We start from the raw sequence: 23,478 nt of genomic DNA on the forward strand, positions 1-23,478 counted from the left end.
TTTATAAGATAAGATGAATTGGTCTCTAAACCCCGTTAATACTTTCCGAAAATAAAAAAGACCGCTAGTTTTTATTTAACTGGCGGTTTTCCCATTGCAGTCGAATTTTAAATAAGAGATTGTAAATGCTGAATTAATTGGGGGGCTTGTCGTACCCCCTCAATGCGATCGACGGGTTCGCCATTTTTGAAGAGAACAAGAGTGGGTAAGGCTTCTACCCGGTATTGGGAAGCAAGATGAGGGTATTTGTCGCTATCGATTTTAACCACTTGTACGCGATCGCCGATCTGTTGGCTAACTTCTTCGAGAATGGGAACCATAAGTTGACAAGGACCGCACCAAGTGGCATAAAAATCGACTAACACGGGCTTGGCGGTTTGGGCGAGTAATTCTTGAAAGCTGGAGAACTGTTTTTTGACGGCCATTATTGTCGCAAGAAGAAAGAGAAAGGATGAATAAGTTGATTTTAGGGCAAAAATCCGAGATTGTAGATTAGGCAAACCTTAAGAGAAGAGAGTCAAGTTATTTATGGAAGTCTTGCCAGAAAATTTACAAAACTTGAAAGAGAAAGTCGCGATCGTGACCGGGGCATCTCGAGGCATCGGCCGCGCGATCGCCTTGGCACTAGCCGCAGAAGGGGCAAAAGTCGCCGTAAATTATGCGCGATCGCGGCACTCCGCCGATGAAGTCGTAGCAGAAATTACCGCCGCCGGAGGAGAAGCGATCGCCCTACAAGGAGACGTTTCCCAACCCGACCAAGTGGAAAATCTGATCGGGGAAACTAAAAGTAAATTCGGGCGTATTGATGTTTTGGTGAATAATGCCGGAATTACCCGCGATACCCTATTATTGCGGATGAAACTAGAAGACTGGCAAGCCGTTATCGACCTCAACTTAACCGGAGTTTTTCTCTGCAGCAAAGCCGTCAGTAAATTAATGTTAAAACAGCGTAGCGGTCGCATTATTAATATTGCCTCAGTTGCCGGACAAATGGGCAACCCCGGTCAAGGGAACTACAGTGCGGCAAAAGCTGGCGTTATTGGCTTTACGAAAACCATTGCCAAAGAAATGGCCAGTCGCGGTGTCACCGTCAATGCCGTCGCCCCTGGATTTATTGAAACCGATATGACCAATGACCTCAAAGCTGACGAAATCCTCAAATATATCCCTCTCGGTCGTTACGGACAACCGGAAGAAATTGCGGGAATGGTAAGATTTCTCGCGGCAGATCCCGCCGCCGCTTATATTACCGGACAGGTTTTTAATGTCGATGGCGGCATGGTCATGGCTTAGGAATGGGCGATTAGGTTTCAGCAGCGATCGCCTTAACTTCTTCTAGAGATAAATTTAAGGCTTCGGCAATTTGTTCGGGATTTAATCTCATATTAGATAAGCGAGAAACAGCTTTTCGCTGCGATCGCCCTGCTTTTTCTGCTCGTTCTTCCCCAGTTAATAGCAAAATTCAGCATCTAATGGCGCGATCGCCTAATGCCCGCGATCGTTAGAGGTTAATTGTCGATATGCACCATCATTATCTTGCCCGATCGCATATTGTTCTTACTCCTCTCTTAGGAGTTGTCCGTGCTATTGCAAAATTGTACTGCGATCGCATATTGTTGGGAGTATTATCTAGAACAGAAATACCTTGTAGTAATTAATGCGACTTGAACTATTAAATTTGGCTATCAAAGTTTATGAATGGGTAATTCCCGCTTCGAGTGTTAACTTGAACCCGTTCTATCCTACAATACCCAAATAAACTTTAAGTTAAAGGAGCAAGGCAGACGATGCAGGTGGCGCAAAAGCCTCTGACCGTTCCCAAGGAATTTATACTAGCACCAGGAGGATTGAATCCTAATGTTTTCCTGTGTATGACGGCAGTAATTCTACTTACCACATCAAGTGGGGGTTACTTTCTCTGGAATTGGCCCCATTGGTTGAGTTTTTGGCTCAATGTTCTTGCCTTGCATCTATCGGGTTCGGTCATCCACGATGCTTCTCATAATTCCGCCCATGCAAACCGTATTATTAATTCTGCTTTAGGACATATTAGCGCTTTAATTCTGGGTTTTGCCTTTCCCGTCTTTACTCGCGTTCACCTCCAGCACCACGCCAACGTTAACGATCCCGAAAATGACCCCGACCATTTCGTGTCAACGGGAGGTCCATTGTGGCTCATTGCTCCCCGTTTCTTTTATCACGAAGTTTTCTTTTTTAAACGCCGTCTATGGCGAAAATACGAACTGCTAGAATGGTTTCTCAGTCGTTTGTGCGTTGCAGCTTTAATTGGGGTGGCAATTCACTATCATTTTTTCTCCTATATTGTTAACTACTGGTTCGTCCCTGCCCTAGTTGTGGGAATTACCTTGGGACTCTTTTTTGATTATTTCCCCCATCGTCCCTTTCGCGAACAAAGTCGCTGGAAAAATGCCCGAGTCTATGCCAGTCCTATTCTTAATCTAATGATTATGGGACAAAATTATCACCTCGTTCATCATCTTTGGCCGTCGATTCCCTGGTATAAATACCAACCTGCTTATCGTGCTACAAAACCTCTGTTAGAATCAAAAGGCAGTCCTCTCTCTTTGGGGATTTTTCAAGGACAAGATTTTTGGAGCTTTCTCTACGATTTTTTTGTCGGCATTCGTTTTCACCGGAAAAAGAAAGAATCTGAATAAATTCCCTTTTTGGTAGGTGGCGATCGCCAAATAAGTGCAAAAACCCGATCTCGTTTCGTCTCTCGTTTCGTCGTTCCTGAATATATTAATCAAGATGAATGCGAATAAGATTCCCAAAATTGTTTTATTTTATCCCTTGTTTATGGGTGGAGGAGCCGAAGCGGTCGGACTGTGGATATTAGAAGCACTCAAAGAAGATTACGATTTAACCCTATTTACCCTGACGGATATCGATCTTGACGAAATGAATTCCATGTATGGAACTCAGCTAACAAAAGATTGCCTAAAAATTCGAGTTGTTTTTGATGTTAAATTTCGCAAACTTATTCATTTTTTGATTGTCAACAATGAATTGGCGAAAATCTTATTCTTTCACATCTTTATCCGTGTCTTTAAAAAACATTGCTCTGAATACGATCTACCGATTTCAGGTTATAACGCTACTGACTTAGGAAAGAAAGGGATTCAATACATTCACTGGATAAAAGTTATTGAAGGCAATGCCCTCGCGCATAAAATTTCTGATTTTTCCCTCTCTTCCCTTAAAAATAATGTGTGTTTGGTTAATTCTCGGGTCGTAGGAGAAACTGTTAAAGACGTTTATGGTTGCGAATCAACAGTGGTTTATCCTCCGGTTGTTTTAGAGGTTCAAGATATCCCTTGGGAATCCAAAGAAAACGCTTTTATTTGTAGCGGCAGACTGGCGGAAGCGAAAGAACCTCACCGGGTTATTGAAATTTTAAAACAAGTGCGCGATCGCGGTTTTGAGATTAAACTTTACTTAACGGGAGGAGGAGGAGGAACTTATGCAGTCGGGTATCAACGTCGGCTATACAAGACAATTGCGGAAAATTCTGATTGGATTACACTCTATCAAAACTTACCCTATTCAGAATATGTCAAAGTTTTAACACGATGTAAATATGGCATTCACTATAAAATGGAACCCTTTGGTATTTCTATTGCCGAAATGGTGAAAGCAGGTGCAATTACCTTCGTGCGCCGTCAAGGGGGACAAGTTGAAATTGTCGGGTCAGAGAATGAGGAATTATTATTTAGCAATCCTAACGAAGCAGTCGAAAAAATTGTCAGTGTTTTAAGCGATCGCCCTCGCCAAGAATCTCTAGTCAAAATACTCCAACAAAGAAACTCTCTCTTCTCAACCACAAAATTTAAGGAAGAAATTCAACAAGCGATCGCCAATTATTTTGCGACCTCGATCTAGTTCAAGATATATATCAATAAATATTTGCTTATGTCTTCGCAAACTAAAATTTCCTTACTATCGCCGAACTTACATGGTGGAGCAGCAACCAGAGTTTATCTCCTTGCTAAAGTTTTGCAACAACTGGATTTTAGCGTCAAAGTTTTTGGTTGTCTGTTTGAAGAACAACTCTACCCTATTCCCCCCAAAAAACTTCCGCTTCAGTGGGTTAAAGGCTGTAACTATCCGCAATTTTTTCAGTCTGTCCAAGAGCTTATCCAGGCGATCGATGGAGATATTATTTATGCAGTTAAACCCAAACCCACCAGCTTTGGCATTGGTTTACTCAAACGTTTTCTCTCAAAACGTCCTCTTCTCTTAGATATTGATGATTGGGAATTAAGTTGGTTTGGGGGTGATGACTGGCAATATCAAGCTAATCCGAAAAAAGTCGCTCGCGATATTCTCAAAAAAGACGGAGCATTGCGAGATCCCCAACATCCCCTTTATTTACGCTGGTGCGAACAACTCGTCGCCAAAGCCGATCTTGTTACCATTGATACAGAATTTTTGCGAAATCGCTATGGCGGTATTTATCTACCTAATGGCAAAGATACTCGTTTATTCGATCCAGAAAAATTTAATCCGGAAGAAAGTCGCGCAAAATATGGACTGTCTGAATACCGTGTTTTAATGTTTCCTGGCACCGCACGACCTCATAAAGGCATCGAAGACGTTATCGAGGCCTTGAACTTACTCGATCGCCCAGATTTGCGATTTGTCTTAGTCGGAGGAACCCCAATTGGCGATGGTTATCTAGAACAGTTATTGGAGAAAGGGAAACCGTGGCTGATTAAACTACCATCAATTCCCTTAGATGAAATGCCCGAAGTCGTTGCAGCCGCTCATATTGTTATTGTTCCCCAACGAGATACCCCCGTCGCCCGAGCGCAGTTTCCCATTAAACTTGGAGATGGCATGGCTATGGCCAAACCCGTCATCTCCACTCGTGTTGGCGATATTCCTGATATATTAGGGGAGACAGGGTTTCTGGCGGATCCCAGTTCCCCCGAGCAAATTGCCGCGCAGATCGAGACAATTTTTCAAAATTACGACGAAGCGATCGCCATTGGACGCAAGGCACGAGAAAGATGCGTGCAGTATTATAGTGTTGATGCTATGGCTGCTATTCTAAAAGAAGCGATCGCGAATCTTTCCGGATAAATCTAATGACTCCCAATCGATTCTTGTTCAAATTTGCCTTCCGGCATCCAGTTTTAGTAGTTTTAACCGTTCTTTCTGGATTTTCAAGTGCAATTTTTAACGGAGTCAGTACCGCTTTAATTGTTCCTCTCGTGTTGGGGTTTCTCGGTCAAGACGAGCAACTTTTAAAAAGGGGTCCGGCATTCTTGCAACATATATTTGCTTTTTTCGATCGCTTTCCGGGGGATTGGAAATATCTCGCCATGCTGGTTGTGGTTTTATTCGCTATTGTTTTAAAAAATCTCACGATCTATTTAACGAGTATTATTGCAAGTTATTTATCCCAATATTTAGTCAATGGAATGCGATTAGAGGGTCTAAAACTACTCTTAGAAGTAGACCTTGATTATTATAGTAAAACCAAAGTAGGCGATATTATTAATTTCTTAAATCAAGAAGTCGGAAAAACCGTAAATGCAATTAAATTTGCCCTTAAAATGCTGACTTCTGCCATCACTATTCTGGTCTTTTTATGGATTTTATTATTTTTATCTTGGCAGCTTACTGTAATTGCTACATTTCTTCTAGGATGTATTTCTTTGAGCAATCAATATCTGATCAAAAAAGCCAAGGCTTATGGGAAAGTTGTCTCGCAGAAATCCAGCGCATTTTCATGAAAACTATTAGAAATTCTTTCTGGCATCCGTTTAATCAAAACAGCAAGTATGGAGGACTCGGAATATCAAAAAATTGCCAGTTTTATCCAAGAACGAGAAGAAGCTGAATTTAAGTCCCAAGCTAATTATGCCATTATTAGCCCCATCAATGAAATCGCAGGAATTTTCGTTGTTTTAGCCATTGTTATTATCGGCCGCTACCTCTTTGCCGATCGCCTGCAATCGGTTTCCACGATTCTTTTGATTTATTTGGTTACTCTCTTTCGCCTGATTCCTATTGTCGGGCAGTTAAATGGCGATCGCAGTAGATTTGTCAATTTTGCTTACAGCGCTGCTATTGTTGCGGGTTTTTTGCGACGAGATAATAAACCGATTATGAAAAAAGGAGAGCGGCAATTTCAATCTCTCAAACAAGGCATTTGCTTTGAAAAAGTATCATTTGCTTATCCCGACCATGATGAATGGGTTTTGCAAGATATCGACTTATGGATACCCAAAGGATCGACCGTTGCTTTAGTAGGTTCTTCTGGGGCGGGAAAGTCAACCTTAGTCGATTTAATTCCCCGATACTACGATCCTAATGCAGGACGCATCACCATAGATGGCATCGATCTGCAAGATTTTCAGCTTCGCAGCCTGCGAAGATCGATGGGGGTTGTTAGTCAAGAAACCTTTTTATTTAATAATACAATTGCCTATAACATTGCTTATGGCAAAAACGAGATAACAGAAGCTGAGATTATTGATGCGGCAAAACGTGCCAATGCTTATGAATTTATTATGGAAATGCCCCAAGGATTCGAGACAGAAATCGGCGATCGCGGGGTCATGCTTTCTGGAGGACAGCGACAGCGCTTGGCCATTGCCCGCGCCCTCTTGCACGATCCAGAGATTTTGATTCTTGATGAGGCTACCAGTGCTTTAGATACAATTTCCGAGAGATTAGTACAAGAAGCCATCGACGAACTTTGCCGCGATCGCACCACCATCGCGATCGCTCACCGTCTTTCCACCGTGCGACAAGCTGATAAAATTGCCGTGATGGAAAAAGGAAGAATTGTAGAATTAGGCAACCACGAAGAATTACTCGCTCTCGACGGCCAGTATGCCAAACTATACGAAATGCAATTTGGCAAGAAAAAAGCCAGGAAGATCGCACTCCCAACCAATGCTGCCTTGATTCGAGCGTCCTTGCGCGCTTCTCACGAACTCAGAACGCGATTATCCTATCAAGTAAGAACGCGACTGAATGCTATGCTAGGGCTTCTGCAACTGGTGCTAGAGGACTTAGTTGATACTCCAGAAGAGCGAGAAGAGTTAATCGAAGAATCTTACGAATCCGCTTTGCAACTACTGAAAACCCTTTCCTTTTATGAAGAAAATGGCGCGAAATTATCCAAGCGAGATATTTGAATAATTTTGGAGTTATTTTGACTCAGGGGCATTAAAAATTACGAATTTTTCACCCGACCTTCAAAAACATCGACTATAAAGGGATAGACTGCCTTTAAAGGATGGATAGCAACCATGCAAAGCCAACAAAAACTGCCTGCAATTCTCGATCGCCATTGGCTGAACTTGGCGATCGCCATTTTACTACTCTTGCTTTACCTACCCCTCCTGTTTCACTGGGTTGATGGCTGGGTGAACAAGAGTATCAGCACCGAACACGAATATTTCAGTCATGGTTTAATCGGTATACCCTACGCGGCGGCGATCGCTTGGTCGAACCGCAAACGATGGCAACGTTTAAGCGATCGTTCCCATCCTGTTGGCGTAGCATTGCTGGTAATCGGAGCAATTTTTTATATTTCTGGGACGATAGAATTGGTTAACCTCTCGTTACCTATCGTCTTGGCGGGGATCTGCCTCTGGCTGAAAGGAGTTCCAGGGTTAAAGCTGAATGCTTTTTCCCTCGGTCTGATTTTCTTTGCGACTCCCAATAGTATTCCTTATCTGATTACCCCTTTTACGATACCGCTACAAGCCTTTATTGCGGGGACGGCGGGATTTATTCTCAATGCGATCAACGTCCCCGATATTGCCGTAGAAGGGATTTACATCACGGTTCAAGATAAATTGATTGAAGTCGCGCCCTATTGTGCGGGTTTGAAAATGTTGTTTACCAGTCTCTATGTTGGGGCAATGTTACTCCATTGGACAGGACTCTGGCGATCGCGCAAGAAAATTGTCTTTTTCGCCATTGGCGCGATCGTTATTAGTATCAGCGTGAATATTTTTCGCAATACTCTCTTGACCTATTTACACGGTATGGGCTTTCCCGGTTTATTTGAGTGGACTCATGCGGGGCTGGGTGGGGACTTGATTTCCCTCGGAATGTTAGCACTGGTCGTGGTCTGGCTCGATATTATCGAACGCTTTAACTCTTACTACAAAAAAGATAAGATTATTGGCATTCTCGACTATGGTGCAATTCTCGATCTACCCCAAGATTTATTGGCTTTAGTAACAGGAGGTTCCCGTCAAACCTCTAGGTCTCAACCACCGGAAGAGACGGCTAAAGAAACAGAAAGTATCTCCGAGTCAGAACCCGCAACGCCTTCAGCCCAAGAAAGACCAGAAACAGATGAGGTGGATCGGCGATCGGACAATTCCGATGAGTGATAACTTTCGATAATCCTCAATTATGAATTTTGCATGAATATGAATCCGCTTAAATCCGAGTCTCAACCCCGATCGCCGCGATTTTCTCTGAAAGGACGAGGCTCAAAAGCCAAATTAGGGATTGTCATTATTTTGGTTATCATTTTGGCCATCGCCGCCCTTCCCGCTTATTGGCAAGGGAATTGGTCTAATCTTTCTATTGCTGGGGTTAAACTCCCAGTATGGGAAATCAAAGCGCCGTGGCAAAAACCTTTTCCCGTGCAGAATCTCGATCGAATTCGCAAGGTTGGCGATCGCGGTCTCGAGGTTTCCGGCTGGGAAACCCTTGAGACGGGAAAACTAAAAATTGGCGGTCACGACTGGAGTGGACAAATTCTCCGCCAAAGCGATCGCCGAGATATCACTCTCTTTTTGTTTCCGCAAACCGATCCTAAGCTACATCCCGGTGTGGAATGGGTTGATATGGATGGCTTTTTTAAATGGAAGATTGATTCTCAGCGTCCCTTGAACTTTGCCGTTGAAACAGGGGAAATGAAAGCTAAAGTTCGCGCTAATTTGTCCCTGGCGAGGGAGAGTCGCCGTTCTCCCTTTGGCATTCCTCAAACCGTTGCGGTGGTTGAATGGTATTCTTGGGGGCAGGGGGGGCATTATTCCCACACCCATTGGTTTTGGCTCGACCAACGGGCGCAACTCAAAAAAAAGCGAATTCCTTGGATCGCTGTCACTCTGAGAATTCCGGTCGATCCCAAAAGTACGTTAGATATGGTGCAGTCCGATGTAGAAGCATTAGCGAAAAGCGTACAAGCGAGCTTAATGCAGAATGTTTTCTCGAGCCAAAATTAAACCAACAAAGCGCATGAGGGACCCAAAAAAAGTATTTTACCGCCAGTCTCCCTGGCCGATTTCTTCACTTTCTCTGTTTTGCAGTCTGGCGATCGCCTTATCTGGCAATGCTGGGGTTTTAATAACAGAGAGTTGGGGTCAATCTTTTCCCCCTAATACAGAAAATCCCGATAGTGCTACTGAGGAAATTAGAGAACAACCTTTCTTTCCCGAAGAGGCGATCGCCGATCCCCCGGCAACTTTCGATCCCGATAACTCCGTACCCCCTCGGGGATATATTCCCTCTCCTTTTGACGACCCTCCCTCTAATCAATTCAATAGCTATCTGTTGGGGATTAATGATGCGATCTCGATTTCGGTGCCTCGCTTTCCAGAATTTCAAACGGCTACGCGCATCGACCCCCAAGGCAATGTCAATATTCCGCTTTTAGGTGCAGTTGAAGTGAATGGGTTAACGGTGGAAGAGGCCAAGACCAAAATTAGTTTAGAATTGGGCGCTCGTCTCCTCAGAGAAGCTCCAGAAGTTTTTGTGAATTTAGAAAGTCCTCGCGAGACGGTTGTGACAGTCTTAGGCGCTGTGAGTAAGCCAGGATATTATGTTCTGCCTTTTGGTTCCGATCCTGTTGATGCAATTTTAACTGCTCAAGGTAGTCTTGAGCGAGCAGATTTAAGAGAGATTATTGTACGCCGCACTTTAGTAGATGGCACAATACTCGAACGGAAAGTAGATTTTTTGACCCCTTTAATTCAAGGACAACCGCAACCGGAGCTATTTTTGCAGGGAGGGGATGCTGTCATTGTTCCCGAACTTGAATTAGGAGAAGAGAAAGACTACGATAGTCTTTTAGCATCTCGTTCTAATATTGCTCAACCCTTTATTGTCGTTCGGGTGCTCAATTATCCCGGCCGGGGTATCGGTCAAATCCAATTACCGGGGGGTTCTACTTTTGTCGATGCGATCGCGCAACTCAATCCGGCTTCAGATACCTCCAATCTGCGTAAAATTGGCTTAGTTCGTTTCGATCCCGAACAAGGCCGAGCCGTGACGCAAATTTTAGACGGAAAAGCAGCCTTCTTGGGGGATTTAAGTCAAGATATCCCCCTCAAAAATCACGATGTCATTGTGGTCAATCGCAGTTTACTGGCTAAGTTGACGTATACCTTAAATGTTTTTACGCAACCTTTTCGCGATATCTTGGGTTTCTTGCTCTTTTTCGATCAATTGAGTGATAGTGCGAACAATTTGTTTAATCCTTCGGTAAACCAATAGGGGAACTAATTGAGCAAAACGCGCCGCGCATCCTACGATTCAGCCCGACACGAATTGCTAGTTAGCGGCGCAGGTTGTTTAGGTCTACTTAATTTTCATTCTTCCGGTTCATAAGTTGATTGCACATATAATTCTTTTAATTGTTTTTCGTCAACTGTTGCAGGTGCATCAGTGAGAGGCGATCGCGCTTGCTGGGTCTTGGGAAAAGCAATAACATCGCGAATAGATTCTTCCCCAGCTAACAACATGACTAGGCGATCTAAACCATAAGCAATGCCCCCATGAGGAGGGGTACCATATTCAAATGCCTCCAAGAGAAAACCAAACTTTTCGTTAGCTTCTTCCTTCGATAAGCCAATTGTTTCAAAAACCTTTTCTTGGGTTTCTTTTTGATAAATCCGCAGACTTCCGCCACCAATTTCCAAACCATTGTAAACCAGATCGTAAGCCTGCGCCCTTGCTGTTGTTAAATCCTCCAAATCTTCAGGATGGGGTGCAGTAAAGGGGTGATGAAGTGCTTCATAACGCTTCTCATCTCCATTCCATTCAAACATAGGAAACTCGGTAATCCAGAGTAAACTTAATTTATCGCGATCGATCAGTCCCATTTGCTCCCCAACAACTTGACGCAATCGGTCTAAAGACTTATTGACAATTTCCGTCTCTCCTGCTCCAAATAAGAGCAAATAGCCTTCTTTTGCGCCAGTTTTTGCCAATAATTCTCCTTTTTGTTCCTCGCTGAGATTGTCTTTAATTGCGCCAATCGTGTCGATTTTACCATCTTTTTTGACGCGAATATAAGCGATCCCTTTTGCCCCAGCAATAGTCGCCTCTGTAAACAAATCTCCACCGGGTTTAATGCGTACATTAGAGATTTTATCGCCGTCGGGAATAGGAAGCACTTTAATAATGCCGCCTTTTTTAACTGCACCAGAAAAAACTTTAAAACCGCTATCTTTTAAGAGTTGAGAAACTTCAACTAATTCTAAACCAAAACGGGTATCGGGGCGATCTGTCCCATATTTTGCCATTGCATCTTTATAGGTCAAACGAGGAAATGGACGGGGTAAATCGATGCCTTTAACAGTTTTAAAAATGTAACAGGTTAATGCTTCATTTAACCCGATGATTTCGTCTTCTGACATGAAACTCATTTCCATGTCTAATTGTGTAAATTCCGGCTGTCTGTCGGCGCGTAAATCTTCATCGCGAAAACAGCGTGCGATCTGATAATAGCGATCGCATCCCGCCACCATCAACATTTGCTTGAATAATTGCGGCGATTGAGGTAAAGCATACCATTGTCCAGGATTGACCCGCGAAGGAACGAGATAATCTCGCGCCCCTTCAGGAGTGGATTTTGTGAGAATTGGGGTTTCTACCTCAATAAAATGCTCTTCATCCTCCAAAAAGCGCCGCATTGCCTTAACCACTTGATGGCGTAAAATCAAATTGCGGGTCATGCGATCGCGTCGCAAGTCCAAATAACGATATTTCAAGCGCAATTCTTCTTTAACCGTCTCCGTGTCTACCGTAGAGACTTGAAACGGTAATTGTTTGCTAACCCGGTTGAGGAGTGTAATGCGATCGGCGAAAATTTCAATTTCTCCCGTAGCAATTTTAGGATTAACCGAGTCTTGGGGACGTTGGCGGACTTTTCCTGTGACTTCAATTACATATTCATTTCTCAAAGCATCCGCATCTTGATAGGATTCGGGAGTACGTTCGGGATCGCTAACAATTTGAATGGTTCCCGTGCGATCGCGCAAATCGATAAAAATAACCCCCCCGAGGTCCCGACGGCGATCGACCCAACCGCAAAGGGTGACAGTTTCGCCGATATGACTGGCTTGCAAGGAAGAACAATATTCAGTACGCATAGGACTTGGGGTTTAACAAAAAAAATAACGCGGTTATCTATAGTAACAGAACTTCACACTCTGCCCATTATCTTCTCTTGTGGTTCATCATAGATCGGGAATGCCGATCGTGGAGAGAAGATTAATGGGTTTATTTGACGCATTCCGCAAAAGTGGAAGCATCCAGAAACAAGTTACCCTCGGCCCCGCCGAAGGCTTTGCAGCTATTATGCTTTTGGTGGTTGCAGCAGATGGTTATCTTGCTGATGATGAAATTCGCTTGCTCAATGTTACTTTGGGGCGTATGAAGCTCTTTCGCAGCTATTCCGTTGATGTCATGCGCCGAATGTTTGATAACATTTCGGGTATTTTGCGCCGAGATGGTGCCGACGTGCTGTTTAATGCTGCTATTGAGACACTTCCCCACGATCTTTACGAGACAGCCTTTGCGATCGCCACGGACCTCGTTTTAGCGGATGGGGAAGTGTCGAAGGAAGAAGAAGAATTATTAGGTAGTTTATGTCGAGCCTTGAATTTACCGCAAGACCAAGTAAACAATATTATTCAAGTTATGGTCATTAAAAATAAAGGATAAAATATAGGCGAGTCTAAACTCGCCTTTTTATCAAGTAATGGAATCAATAAAAGGAGAAAATCATGGGATTATTCGATGAATTTCGCAATAGTGGCCAGGTTAATGTCGAACAAATTACCCTCGGTCCCGCCGACGCATTTGCAGCTATTATGCTATTAGTTGTTGCAGCCGATGGGTATTTAGCGGATGATGAAATTAGCTTGCTCAATGCAACTTTGGGACGTATGAGACTCTTTCGCAGCTATTCTGTGGATGTTATGCGCCGGATGTTTGATAAACTCGGGGGAACATTGCGAAGACAAGGAGGGGCGGTACTTTTTGAAGCAGCACTTGCGACTTTACCTCACGATCTTTACGATACAACTTTTGCGATCGCCACGGATTTAGTTCTGGCTGATGGACAAGTATCCAAGGAGGAGGAAGAATTATTAGGAAGTCTTTGTCGGGCGTTGAATTTACCTCAAGATCAAGTTAATAAAGTGATTGAGGTTATGACAATTAAAAATAAGGGATAAAAATCTCTTGTTCTTTCAAAAGGCGATCGCCTTTCCCGATCGCCCAAAGTCAAGAAGCATTGTTATACTCAAGCAGAGATGTTTTTAGAGAAAATTTGAATGTCTGTTTCCCTACCCGCAAAGATCGACGCAATATCCCTAGAAAAATTTTTAGCCTTACCGGAAACAAAACCTGCAAGGGAGTATATCAACGGAAATATTCATCAAAAACCTATGCCTAAAGGTAAACATAGCATACTGCAAGGTCGCCTTGGTGAAACAATTAATCAAATTGCAGCATCTCAAAAAATTGCTTATAGTTTTCCTGAATTGCGTTGTTCCTTTGGCGTGCGTTCTATTGTTCCTGATATTGTGGTTTTTGAGTGGAAAAATCTGCCTCTTGACGATCGCGCTGAAATGCAAGATGATGTCACTATCGCCCCGGATTGGACTATTGAGATTCTTTCCCCAGACCAAAGTACTGTTCGCGTTATCGATAATATTTTATACTGCCTAAAATATAACACTCAATTAGGTTGGTTGATTGACCCTAAAGACCGTTCTGTGTTGGTTTTCCATCCTGGAAAAGAACCCGAATTGCTAGAAGGCGAACAGATATTACCCGTCCTTGAAGTTCTGAAAAATTGGCAATTATCGGTTAATGAATTATTTAGTTGGTTGAGTTTTTCTAATGAATAATTCTCAAAAGATTATACGGCGATCGCCTGTATTTTCCTCAAGTCAAAAATGCGATCGCCAATGCTGATGATTCTTTTGATTATTCTCTGAATTATGCTTCTGGAGAACTCACAGTAACAACTGCTTCAACTTTAGCTTTTTGTGCTTCCGTATCTACCTCAGTAATTGCCCAGCGCAACGGTTCGCCGCGTTTCTCTAATTCAGCCTCAATTTCTTGCTTTAACTTAATTGGTGTTTCTTGTAGGTCGATTTCTGCGGTAATAAAATGCGTTGTCATTGTTGTTATCTCCATCTTAGAATTTGAGAGAATCAATTCTTAATTATACGCGAATGAGGCGATCGGGAAATAAATCTTAACTTTTCTTCTCCATTGCTTTTCTGGCGATCGCATATCCGTATTTGATGGGTAAGCGAATAAAGCGCAGAGGATAATATAAGCAAAAAAGAAAGCGAGGTAAGATAATTAACTCTAGATCGCGTTCGTTAATCGGAAGGAGTAAATTGAAGCTATAATAAAGTTTATTTTTAAGTCCCCGTTGTAATTGTAAAGGAAAATAAGCACGTTGGAGTAAAGTATATTCCTGTTCTGTATTATTAACCAGACGCTGATAAATTTGTGTGCTTAATTGTTTAACAGTGCGATCCTTTTCAATTTCTTCGATCATATTTTCTGGGATTGAACTATGCAAGAAAATTCGAGCTAATTCAAGTCCTAGCAATAATATTCTAGCACAATTAAATTGCCTCGCTCGTTGCCAAAGTTCTTGCCAATTGAGAGTCATTTCTTGCTGTAAAAGTTCTGCAATATCACAGACTCTCTGTAATTCAAACCAACCATCTTTAGCGCCATTTAAACATAAAACGAGCAATAAATCTTCAGCAGCCAGATCGAGCAATTCTGTTGTGCTAATCTTGGTCATTCTCCCACGCTGAAAAATATCATCAATGGGAATATTGCAGGCAAAATAAGGAGGATGAAAGCCCCAATGAATATCAATTTTTATTCCTGTTTCCGAATTAACTAAAGCATCTTCATAATTGGTTTGCAAGCGTAGTTTTTCTTGCGCTAAGTTCAAGCGATCGTAAGGATAATAGCCTTGTTCGATCAGAAGTTGCTTAACTTGGAAGAAGTCTTCTTTTTTAACTAATAAATCTACATCTCGTATGCGACGCAAGGCAATATTATTGTAAATTCTTGTTGCTAAAAGCGAACCTTTAAAAGGAATTATGCTAAGATTTTTATCTTGCAAATACTGACAAACTTTAACCAAAGTAGATGTGACCAAAAAATTATGACTGAGGTTGGCTTGGAAGGCTAAAGATAATTGCGATCGCATTGCTTCGGGTACACCTTCCCAGTTCAATTTGTTGAGAGTCCAATATAACAGAGGTGCAATATTATGATAATGTGCGCTATCCAATAACATTTGCCAATTTAAAGCAGGATTATGCAGCAATTGAGATATTTTTTCTTCTTGTTGAGATGTAATTTGAGTGGGACTACAATATAATAATAATTCGATTTCTGGAGTCATGAGTATTCAATTATTTTTCATTAATAAGCCTCTCCATTTTTACGGGTGAACTTCCAGCCTTTCTCTCCCATTTCTGCAAGCAAATCATCGTCAGGATAGATGACAGTATCTCCCGAGGTGCGATCGCCAATTTCCAGATAAATTGCATCGCGATCGCTGCGATTGATGAGAGCTTTTAAATACTTCCGGATAACTCGATCCGGAAGTTTCTGGAATATCTTGAGGATCGACAAACATTTGTTTTACAGTCCCAAAAAAGATTTAATATACCTGGAAAATTCTGGCGTTCTCAAATAACCGTAAGACTTATGATAACTCGGCCAGCCATTCGGTAAAATATAGTCATTTGCGATCGCATCATCAACCACTTGTATGCCTAAATCATTAGCTTCATAATCATCAGCTAAATGAGCATCGAGGGCAATAACATCGCGTTTATCGGCATAATTTACCCAACTTTCTGTTACAATGGAAGGGGTGCGAACTCGAGGATCGTAACCTCGTTCTTTGATGATTTTACCTTTAACATAGGGCAAACCCAAAGGCGCACCAATTGTAATCAGATGAGCAACTTTTAAATCGGGATCGCTTTGTCCCAAATCGCGCAAGGCATCATAGGCTATAATCGATCCCATTGAATGACCGATAACAGCAATTTTACGATCTTTCGCTTCTCGAATTGCCTGTTTTAATTCATTGAGAACTACAGTTCGCATCAGTTGCGGTTGATTTTGGCGGTTTTTAATCTTGCGATCGCTATCGTAGTAAAAATGCAAATCTCGCATTAAATTACTCAAAAGAGGATTGGAAAGAACATCTATTTCAAAACGCAATCGAAATGAATCAAGAGACTTACCGATAATTTCTAAAGGTTTCCGTTGTAGTTCATCGCGCCAACTCTCTTTATATTCCTTTAAAGAACCAGTTTTCGCTTCAATATAAGGTTCTTTATTATACAAAGAATCGAAGGAGAAATTCTCATCATCATGCAAGCGATATTTATGCAGTAAATCTGCCCAATAAATCATCCGATAGTCGAATGTTGGGGCAGAAACTTGACAATTTTTAACCAGTCCCTCGATAATGGACATTTTCCACCAAGCCTCAAGGGTTTCCTTAGAGGGTTTATTCGCCAGTCCGTGTATGCCAAAAATGAGAGGTTTCATCAGATATTCAATGATTAATAAGTTATTAGCTATCCGTCTGTTTTACGGTTATGCGACGAATTTCGGAATAAAATGCCATCTGGGTAAACTCTTGGCCATTATTGACCAATAATGTCCGCAAGCGCAAATTTTCGCTGGCAAACCAAAGACGTTCTTCTGTACAAATATTATTATCTTGGATCGTTAGCGTTAAAGCACTATCTGCACCAATGGCATAGACTCCTTGAGAACTAGCATTTTGTCCTTGTCCCGATCGCAATACTTTGCCAGTTTTCCCATCCTTTTCATCGGGTACGATCGCCCAAAAACTGGAGCCCACTTGTTTCGGTTTTCCCCAGTCAACAGAAGTATCCCAACTGGTTTTAATCCCAAAGGAAATTGTCGTAGCACTAATATTATATTGCTGACAAAGCCCTACAATCCCTGGATCGTCAACAAGAAGTTCTACTGTTAAATTTGATTTACTATTATCCGGTTCTTCCACCGCTACTTGATAGCGAGTGCGTTGAGAAAACCATTCACCTTCGGAATTCGTTAAAAAAGTTTTAATATCCATGCAAAACAAAGCCAAGAACTACAATGAAAATCTGATGCTTTCTTATTTTCTCACGCTTTCTGAATTTTTTGCCAATAAAAAGAGCGATCGCGCGATCGCCCCTCTTGTTCGGTTTTGGGATAATAATCTAGAACCAGAATCTAGGAAATTGAGAAGGCGATCGCCATAACGCTGCTTACCAATACTAAAGCGCCCATTCCCATAATGATATAATTCCGTTTTTCATTGTCTGTAGGGGGTTCTGCGATGTACATTTTGGGTTCTGCGGCGAAATTGTTCAGCCGTCCTCCTTCTTCTCTGGTATAAGGCATATTTTAAAATTCCTTTTTGATTTTAATCGTTTGTCTTTACAAGGGGTTTTACTCCACCTCTCAACATTATGTCATAGGTTGTTACATTTCGTTACAAATAAGGACGAATATTTTAACTATTGTTATGTTTATATAAGTTTAAGTTATATCCCAATGGCGATCGCGATCGGGGTTGGCCAAAATTTCAAACCCCGTCAGAGGCAGGGTAGAATGCGGACAGCAAAGTTGCAGCAAGAGGTGGTTCGCATGGATGCAGGCATTCCTTCCGACCCTATTTTAAGGTGGGGAAGTATTCTTGAGGAAATACACAAATCGAGAATTTTGTCAATCCCCGCACCGGAATCGTTACGATGACGATTGAAGTTGCAAAACTAATGGCTGTGGAACAAAACAGGTTTTAACTCGTTTTCTGATACAATGAAGAGCAACAGAAAAGTAACTTCACCGCTAATTTTTTAGCCAGGGGAGGTAGGAGTCTGTTGACGGGCTTAAAGAAGCAGTCGAGAGATGCTGAATTCTCTTCCATAGAACCAGCCAATCGACCAATACAAACGCGGTTTAAACCCGCTTTCGGTGGGTTAATCCCAAAATCCTCGTCTTTTGCAAGCGGGGAGATGTCAATAGGATAGCAACCCCTTGGCGATCGCAAAATCGAGCAACCCCAAATCCCAATCATAAGATTGTACTTGGATTGTTCTTAACCGCTATGCCGCACTCCTTCAGAAACGCTCGAGCCGACTATGTTTATTCTCAAAAGGCAGGATGTTGAAATTGTCAACATTCAGCACCCCAAGCAAGAAGATCGACAGATTCCCATTCTCAAATATCAAGATCAGACTTTTCGCCTGATTAGCATTTACGATGCCGCTCAATCTGAAGAAGCGAAAAACTTCTGGAAGGATCTGACAGATAATCAAGGGAAATTCTGCATTCTTTTGCAAGAGAGAAAACGCCACAGCGTCTGGGAACGCGCTCAAGTTGATATTTTGCAGGAAGAGGCCAAAACTGGAGAAAAGGCGATCGCTCCGGCTCCCTATATTCAAGCCAGCTTACTCCTCCTTCAAGCCGTTTACTTCGATCTCGAAGAACTTTTAGGAGGACGACAAGCCAAAGTTTTTCAAAAAGAAATGACCCACGCTTTAGCTAACCAGCATATCCCCCAGGCAGAAACGGAAGAAGCGATCGATCGCCTCATCGAAGTCGATCCCCTCCAAGACGATTTTGAGGTTCCATTATGGCAAGAACAGCACCTCACTCTCTTTCTCGAAGAACTCTATCGACTCGGTAAAAGTTTTTTTGGCAATGCTAACTTTGCTCGAGGCATTGAAGAGGTATTACAGGATATTGGCGAAAAAGATCGGCAAGAGTTTATCCGTTGGCTGGGACAATCTTCTCTCGGTCAAGAATGGCAAGTATAAAACACCAGCTACTTTCCCTCGTCACCAGTTAACCAAAAACTAACAAAAACCAACAAAAACCAACAAACAAGTATGAGTCCCAGAAAGTTAACGGAGTCTGATAAGAACGAGATCCTCGATCTGTATCGAATGCCTAAAGAAACCACCTCAACTTTGGCAGAACGATATAGTGTCAGTAGTTCTACTATCAGCCGGTTTTTAAAAAGTCGCCTCCCTGATAACGAGTATGAAGAACTCATCCAGCAAAAGCGATTGAGTCGCACTCCCAGTGGTGCCGCTCAAGTTTTAAATCAATACCAACAACAAAAAGATGAGCCAGAAGCTGACATTGCGACTCCTTCCCTCGTTAGTTTAAAAGGCGATCGCCCAACGAAGGCCGAGCCAAAAGAAAAGCCGGAAGAAGAACCAGAAACCAACTCTCCTGCAAGGCGATCGCGTCGTCGTCGCTCCTCAGCCAGCGAAACTGAACCGGAACTTAAAACTGAGCCTGAACTTAAACCCGAACCCGAACTTAAACCCGAACCCGAACCCGAACCTGAACTTGAAGAAACGCCAGCGCCGACGATCTCCAAGCCAATGCCAACTTTAAAACCAACTTTAAAGGTTAAAGGTAAGGATTCGCAAAAATATTTTGCACCAGAGGAAGACGACACGGATGAAGATGATACTGAAGATGATACCGATGTTGACGTTCATGCCCTCGAGGAAATGCTCGGAGAAGATTTAGCCGATCTTGATGAGGACCTTGATGAGGATGAAGACGATGAAGACGATGAGGACGATTGGGAAGAACAAGATAGTCTTCCTCATTTAAAATCTCGATTTTCCGATCTCAGTATCCTACCTCTCTCCGAGGCCGCTTTTCCCCGTAGCTGTTACCTCGTTATCGATCGCGCAGCCGAATTAATTACTCGACCCCTCGAAGAATTTAGCGATCTCGGAGATATTCCCCCAGAAGAATTCCAGCAGGAGACTCTCCCAGTTTTTGACAATCACAAAATTGCCCGCCGTTTTTCCAAACGTTCCCAGCGCGTAATTAAAGTACCTGACTCACAATTATTCCAAAAAACAAGCCCACATTTACAAGCGAAAGGGATTACTCGGTTGTTGCTGGATGGCCAAGTTTATTCTCTGGTTAGAGATTAAAGCGACAGGAGTAATTCTGCAATCCGAATTATGACCATGATTGTTAAAGGTTGCGAACTTTGTTGAGGTGCTACTCTTAATTTTTTAAACTTTTCTTAACAATTTAGCTATATTTGGCCAATATGGCGATCTCTACCCCTTAAAATGGGAAGAATAAAGATAGAGCGATCGCGGAAAATCTATTTCCCGAGCAATCGAGAGAAGAATTGCGATCGCCTTCTTGAGGAATTCGATAACTTTTAAAGTTGTTTTTTATAGCAATTTTACCTAAATGCTTCGAGTTCGATAATGCTTTCGAGCAGCCATAATCCCTTATTTGAATTGAGAAGTATGAAAGTTCATCACCTACTTCAACGCTACGAACAAGGAGAGAGAGACTTTTCGGGGATCGATCTCAGTGGAGTAGACTTACAAGGCATCACACTCATTGGCGTTAATTTAAAAAATGCCAATCTTACAGGAGCTAATTTGAGTCGTGCCTTTTTAACAAAATCTGATTTAAGCGAAGCTATCTTAAGTTGGACTAATCTGAATTTTGCTAAACTCAGTGGCTGTAAATTTATAGAAGCAGATTTAACCAAAGCTAACTTAAACGGGGCTTTTATGGTTGATGCCAAGCTCCCTCGAGCAAGAATGAGTGGAGCAGATTTATCTTACGCCAATTTGCGGCGATCTAATTTATGGGGAGGCAATCTTTGTGGAGCAACCCTACAAAAAGTCAATTTGCGACAAGCCAATTTAAGCGGTGCTAACCTCAATTGGGCTAATTTGTATGAGGCTCGACTGACTGGTGCTAAATTGTACGGTGCTTCGTTTAATGGTGTGAATTTGAGTCAAACTTTCCTAAAAGATGTCGATCTTGCCGGTGTTGATTTAGAAGGAGTTGATTTTAGTGGTGCGAGACTGGGTGGCTCAAATTTGGAAGGTGCAAATTTGATTGGTGCAAATTTCCAAGGAGCGCATTTACAAAACGTTAATTTTCAAGGTGCAAATCTTACTCGAGCCGATTTTACAGAGGCGTTATTAGATCAAACAAATTTAACGGGAGCAATGTTGCAACAGGTTGATTTAGAGCAAGTCAGAAGGAAGCCCCGAAAGATAAAATCGGTAGGAATGGAAACAAAATTAAGACAGAATAATCACTCTTTTTCTTTTAGCGATCGCTGGCTTGGAGTTGGATAATTTTAATGACTAATTCATTAGCTATTATTAGTTAATTATCAGTTAATTAGCAAGGGGGGATTTGGACTCAATGCAATATGGGCTTGTTTTCGTGACAATAGGGACAGAGGAGGAAGCAAAGGCGATCGCCTCAACTCTGGTGGAAATGAAATTAGCGGCTTGTGTTAGTATTGCACCGACTCAATCGGTTTACAGATGGCAAGGCCAGATAGATGGCGATCGCGAGTGGCAATTAACCATTAAAACCGATCTCGCTTTATTCTCCCGTCTAGAAGCTAAAATTCAAGAACTTCACTCTTACGAAGTTCCCGAAATTATTGCGATTGCCATTGTTGCTGGCTCTCCGTCTTATCTGAATTGGATGGACGAATCAATGCAAAATAATTAATTACCTAAGAAAGATGAGAAAATAATGAAGGGTGCAGAAATTGCACCCCAAAGAAACTCATTATTTTTCGCGATCGAAGCCATATTTATCTCGCACCTGAGAATTAAAAAACTGACCTAAAGAAGGTGTTGCTTTCATCTCTGTATAAATTTCCTCTGGTACATCATTATATTTGTAGATACTGCCGTTACCAAACTCAACTTTCAGGATTTTTTTTTCCGAGTCGTAATCAAAAGATTGAATAACCGCGCTGGTATTTTTAAGCAGAGGAAAGGCAATAACATCGCGAATGCTGGGAGAATCTGTGAGTAACATGACCAGGCGATCGATGCCAATTCCTAAGCCTCCAGTCGGAGGCATTCCGTACTCTAAAGCCGCTAAGAAATCTTCATCAACTCCTTGGGCTTCTAAATCTCCTGCTGCTTTTTTGGCCGCTTGAATTTCTAAGCGTTCTCGTTGATCGATAGGATCGTTTAACTCTGAGAAACTATTTGCTGTTTCCCGTCCAACAATAAACAATTCAAATCGTTCCACTAATCCTGGCTTAGTACGATGAGGCTTACTGAGAGGAGAAATTTCTTTAGGATAATCCAACACAAATGTTGGCTGAATTAGGGTTTCTTCCACTCTCTGTTCAAAGCATTCATTGAGTAATTGTCCAATCGTCTTACAATTATCTGGAATCTCAATACCTGCTTCTTTTGCGGCGGCTTCTGCATCAGTAAAAGATTGAAAATTCGCAAAATCTAATCCCGTTGCATCAAGAACTAATTGAGTCATTGTCACCCGTCGCCAAGGTGGATTCAAGTCAATTTCAGTATTTTGATAAGATACTTTTAACGTATCAAAAACTTCACGAGCTGCAGCAACAATGATATTTTCAGTCAATACCATGATATCATTATAATCTGCATAGGCTTGATAGAGTTCAAGTCCAGTAAATTCGGGATTATGCCGGGTAGAAATGCCCTCATTCCGGAAAATGCGACCAATTTCAAAGACTTTTTCAAAACCCCCAACAACTAATCGTTTCAGGTGTAATTCAGTAGCAATTCGCAGATATAATTCCATCTGCAAAGTATTATGATAGGTAATAAAAGGACGAGCATCCGCACCACCCGCTTCTCCTAACAGAGTTGGTGTTTCAAATTCGATAAATCCTTGTTCGTCTAAATAACGACGAATAGCGGCAGTTATTTTAGCACGACGGCGAAAAGTTTCTCGTACAGGAGGATTAACAATTAAGTCTACATAACGCTGGCGATAGCGCTTTTCTGTATCGGTTAAACCGTGCCATTTATCAGGTAAAGGAAGGAGAGATTTGGTCAGCATCTCAAATTCGTTGACCTTAACAGAAAGCTCCCCCTTTTCCGTGCGTTTAATTGTTCCTTTTGCGCCGATAATATCGCCAACATCAGTTAATTTTTTGAGAATATTAAAGGCATTAGGCAGATCGCTCATTTTTGCTTGGATCTGCTTTTTATCCAAATAAAGTTGAATCGTTCCGCTTTCATCTTGCAAGTTGAAAAATGCTAATTTTCCAAAGACGCGACGTGCAATAATTCTTCCTGCAATAGAAACAGTAATATCTACTTCTTCTCCCGCAGCTAAATCAGCATAAGTTTCTTG

28 protein-coding genes and 1 pseudogene are annotated in these 23,478 nt (G+C 42.1%); 18 read left to right on the forward strand and 11 right to left on the reverse strand.

Annotation, left to right across the window (positions count from 1 at the left end; translation table 11 throughout):
- Window positions 1-107: 107 nt before the first annotated feature.
- Entirely contained in the window at window positions 108-425 is a 318-nt protein-coding gene (gene trxA, locus VB714_RS10145; protein WP_323223707.1) for a thioredoxin, read from the reverse strand.
- 103 nt (window positions 426-528) lie between these two features.
- Here trxA and fabG point away from each other — a divergent pair, with 103 nt between their 5' ends.
- Window positions 529-1,293, forward strand: a complete 765-nt coding sequence (fabG, locus tag VB714_RS10150) for a 3-oxoacyl-[acyl-carrier-protein] reductase (protein ID WP_416309649.1) — start codon at window positions 529-531, stop codon at window positions 1,291-1,293.
- 10 nt (window positions 1,294-1,303) lie between these two features.
- Here fabG and VB714_RS10155 read toward each other — a convergent pair whose 3' ends face one another.
- Window positions 1,304-1,459, reverse strand: coding sequence for a hypothetical protein (locus tag VB714_RS10155; protein ID WP_323223709.1), 156 nt, complete (start codon window positions 1,457-1,459; stop codon window positions 1,304-1,306).
- 328 nt (window positions 1,460-1,787) lie between these two features.
- Here VB714_RS10155 and crtR point away from each other — a divergent pair, with 328 nt between their 5' ends.
- The 8 genes and pseudogenes from crtR (at window position 1,788) to VB714_RS10195 (ending at window position 10,500) form a co-directional block, all read left to right on the forward strand.
- A complete protein-coding gene (gene crtR, locus VB714_RS10160; RefSeq protein WP_323223711.1) occupies window positions 1,788-2,678 on the forward strand; it encodes a beta-carotene hydroxylase in 891 nt (296 codons plus the stop codon).
- Between the two features lie 94 nt (window positions 2,679-2,772).
- Window positions 2,773-3,903 (forward strand): glycosyltransferase, encoded by a 1,131-nt coding sequence (locus VB714_RS10165; RefSeq protein WP_323223713.1) that lies wholly within the window; start codon window positions 2,773-2,775, stop codon window positions 3,901-3,903.
- Window positions 3,904-3,933: 30 nt separating this feature from the next.
- Entirely contained in the window at window positions 3,934-5,106 is a 1,173-nt protein-coding gene (locus tag VB714_RS10170) for a glycosyltransferase family 4 protein (RefSeq protein WP_323223716.1), read from the forward strand.
- Window positions 5,107-5,111: 5 nt separating this feature from the next.
- A pseudogene (locus VB714_RS10175) lies at window positions 5,112-6,014 on the forward strand (ABC transporter transmembrane domain-containing protein); the annotation flags it as partial.
- 123 nt (window positions 6,015-6,137) lie between these two features.
- Window positions 6,138-7,175, forward strand: coding sequence for an ABC transporter ATP-binding protein (locus VB714_RS10180; protein ID WP_323223759.1), 1,038 nt, complete (start codon window positions 6,138-6,140; stop codon window positions 7,173-7,175).
- A gap of 114 nt (window positions 7,176-7,289) precedes the next feature.
- Complete coding sequence (gene crtB, locus VB714_RS10185) at window positions 7,290-8,387, forward strand: cyanoexosortase B (protein WP_323223718.1); 1,098 nt, start codon at window positions 7,290-7,292, stop codon at window positions 8,385-8,387.
- A gap of 33 nt (window positions 8,388-8,420) precedes the next feature.
- Window positions 8,421-9,230 carry a cyanoexosortase B system-associated protein gene (locus VB714_RS10190; protein ID WP_323223720.1) on the forward strand — a complete coding sequence of 270 codons (810 nt, stop codon included), beginning with the start codon at window positions 8,421-8,423 and terminating at the stop codon, window positions 9,228-9,230.
- Window positions 9,231-9,243: 13 nt separating this feature from the next.
- Window positions 9,244-10,500 carry a polysaccharide biosynthesis/export family protein gene (locus VB714_RS10195; RefSeq protein ID WP_323223722.1) on the forward strand — a complete coding sequence of 419 codons (1,257 nt, stop codon included), beginning with the start codon at window positions 9,244-9,246 and terminating at the stop codon, window positions 10,498-10,500.
- 95 nt (window positions 10,501-10,595) lie between these two features.
- On the opposite strand, the gene aspS is transcribed toward VB714_RS10195, so the two are convergent.
- Window positions 10,596-12,380, reverse strand: coding sequence for an aspartate--tRNA ligase (aspS, locus tag VB714_RS10200; RefSeq protein ID WP_323223724.1), 1,785 nt, complete (start codon window positions 12,378-12,380; stop codon window positions 10,596-10,598).
- A gap of 124 nt (window positions 12,381-12,504) precedes the next feature.
- Between aspS and VB714_RS10205 the strand changes: the two genes are divergently transcribed.
- The 3 genes from VB714_RS10205 to VB714_RS10215 all read left to right on the forward strand — a co-directional run bounded on the left by VB714_RS10205 (window position 12,505) and on the right by VB714_RS10215 (window position 14,147).
- On the forward strand, window positions 12,505-12,954 hold the full coding sequence (locus tag VB714_RS10205; protein WP_416309650.1) for a tellurite resistance TerB family protein: 450 nt from the start codon (window positions 12,505-12,507) through the stop codon (window positions 12,952-12,954).
- Window positions 12,955-13,016: 62 nt separating this feature from the next.
- Complete coding sequence (locus tag VB714_RS10210; protein ID WP_323223727.1) at window positions 13,017-13,469, forward strand: tellurite resistance TerB family protein; 453 nt, start codon at window positions 13,017-13,019, stop codon at window positions 13,467-13,469.
- A gap of 99 nt (window positions 13,470-13,568) precedes the next feature.
- Complete coding sequence (locus tag VB714_RS10215) at window positions 13,569-14,147, forward strand: Uma2 family endonuclease (protein ID WP_323223730.1); 579 nt, start codon at window positions 13,569-13,571, stop codon at window positions 14,145-14,147.
- Window positions 14,148-14,238: 91 nt separating this feature from the next.
- Here the strand turns inward: VB714_RS10215 and VB714_RS10220 are convergent, their stop codons facing one another.
- The 5 genes from VB714_RS10220 to VB714_RS10240 all read right to left on the reverse strand — a co-directional run bounded on the left by VB714_RS10220 (window position 14,239) and on the right by VB714_RS10240 (window position 17,404).
- Window positions 14,239-14,424, reverse strand: coding sequence for a hypothetical protein (locus VB714_RS10220; protein ID WP_323223731.1), 186 nt, complete (start codon window positions 14,422-14,424; stop codon window positions 14,239-14,241).
- A 76-nt stretch (window positions 14,425-14,500) separates the two neighbouring features.
- Window positions 14,501-15,682 carry a nucleotidyltransferase family protein gene (locus VB714_RS10225; protein WP_323223733.1) on the reverse strand — a complete coding sequence of 394 codons (1,182 nt, stop codon included), beginning with the start codon at window positions 15,680-15,682 and terminating at the stop codon, window positions 14,501-14,503.
- Window positions 15,683-15,702: 20 nt separating this feature from the next.
- Window positions 15,703-15,915, reverse strand: a complete 213-nt coding sequence (locus VB714_RS10230; protein WP_323223734.1) for a hypothetical protein — start codon at window positions 15,913-15,915, stop codon at window positions 15,703-15,705.
- Between the two features lie 9 nt (window positions 15,916-15,924).
- Entirely contained in the window at window positions 15,925-16,848 is a 924-nt protein-coding gene (locus VB714_RS10235; RefSeq protein WP_323223736.1) for an esterase/lipase family protein, read from the reverse strand.
- 25 nt (window positions 16,849-16,873) lie between these two features.
- The gene (locus VB714_RS10240; protein ID WP_323223738.1) at window positions 16,874-17,404 is read right to left on the reverse strand and encodes a phycobiliprotein lyase; all 531 of its coding nucleotides are present in this window, start codon (window positions 17,402-17,404) and stop codon (window positions 16,874-16,876) included.
- Between VB714_RS10240 and VB714_RS10245 the strand changes: the two genes are divergently transcribed.
- Window positions 17,403-17,573: a hypothetical protein gene (locus VB714_RS10245; RefSeq protein ID WP_323223740.1), complete on the forward strand. Its 171-nt coding sequence runs from the start codon at window positions 17,403-17,405 to the stop codon at window positions 17,571-17,573. The genes VB714_RS10240 and VB714_RS10245 overlap by 2 nt on opposite strands.
- Here VB714_RS10245 and psb34 read toward each other — a convergent pair.
- Window positions 17,545-17,715: a photosystem II assembly protein Psb34 gene (psb34, locus tag VB714_RS10250; RefSeq protein WP_323223742.1), complete on the reverse strand. Its 171-nt coding sequence runs from the start codon at window positions 17,713-17,715 to the stop codon at window positions 17,545-17,547. The genes VB714_RS10245 and psb34 overlap by 29 nt on opposite strands.
- Before the next feature lie 78 nt (window positions 17,716-17,793).
- On the opposite strand from psb34, the gene VB714_RS10255 reads away from it, so the two are divergent.
- Window positions 17,794-18,069, forward strand: a complete 276-nt coding sequence (locus VB714_RS10255; RefSeq protein ID WP_323223743.1) for a hypothetical protein — start codon at window positions 17,794-17,796, stop codon at window positions 18,067-18,069.
- 43 nt (window positions 18,070-18,112) lie between these two features.
- On the opposite strand, the gene VB714_RS10260 is transcribed toward VB714_RS10255, so the two are convergent.
- Window positions 18,113-18,391, reverse strand: a complete 279-nt coding sequence (locus tag VB714_RS10260; RefSeq protein ID WP_323223745.1) for a hypothetical protein — start codon at window positions 18,389-18,391, stop codon at window positions 18,113-18,115.
- Window positions 18,392-18,455: 64 nt separating this feature from the next.
- Between VB714_RS10260 and VB714_RS10265 the strand changes: the two genes are divergently transcribed.
- The 4 genes from VB714_RS10265 (at window position 18,456) to cutA (ending at window position 21,849) form a co-directional block, all read left to right on the forward strand.
- The gene (locus VB714_RS10265) at window positions 18,456-19,133 is read left to right on the forward strand and encodes an Npun_F0813 family protein (RefSeq protein ID WP_323223747.1); all 678 of its coding nucleotides are present in this window, start codon (window positions 18,456-18,458) and stop codon (window positions 19,131-19,133) included.
- A gap of 72 nt (window positions 19,134-19,205) precedes the next feature.
- Window positions 19,206-20,279 (forward strand): hypothetical protein, encoded by a 1,074-nt coding sequence (locus tag VB714_RS10270; RefSeq protein ID WP_323223749.1) that lies wholly within the window; start codon window positions 19,206-19,208, stop codon window positions 20,277-20,279.
- Between the two features lie 330 nt (window positions 20,280-20,609).
- Window positions 20,610-21,461, forward strand: coding sequence for a pentapeptide repeat-containing protein (locus VB714_RS10275; RefSeq protein ID WP_323223751.1), 852 nt, complete (start codon window positions 20,610-20,612; stop codon window positions 21,459-21,461).
- A gap of 70 nt (window positions 21,462-21,531) precedes the next feature.
- The gene (gene cutA / locus VB714_RS10280; RefSeq protein ID WP_323223753.1) at window positions 21,532-21,849 is read left to right on the forward strand and encodes a divalent-cation tolerance protein CutA; all 318 of its coding nucleotides are present in this window, start codon (window positions 21,532-21,534) and stop codon (window positions 21,847-21,849) included.
- Between the two features lie 60 nt (window positions 21,850-21,909).
- Here the strand turns inward: cutA and lysS are convergent.
- Window positions 21,910-23,478: lysine--tRNA ligase (gene lysS, locus VB714_RS10285; RefSeq protein ID WP_323223755.1), on the reverse strand; the 1,569-nt coding region annotated here is incomplete at its 5' end.

This window comes from Spirulina sp. 06S082 (genome assembly GCF_034932145.1).
GTDB lineage: Bacteria > Cyanobacteriota > Cyanobacteriia > Cyanobacteriales > Spirulinaceae > CCY15215.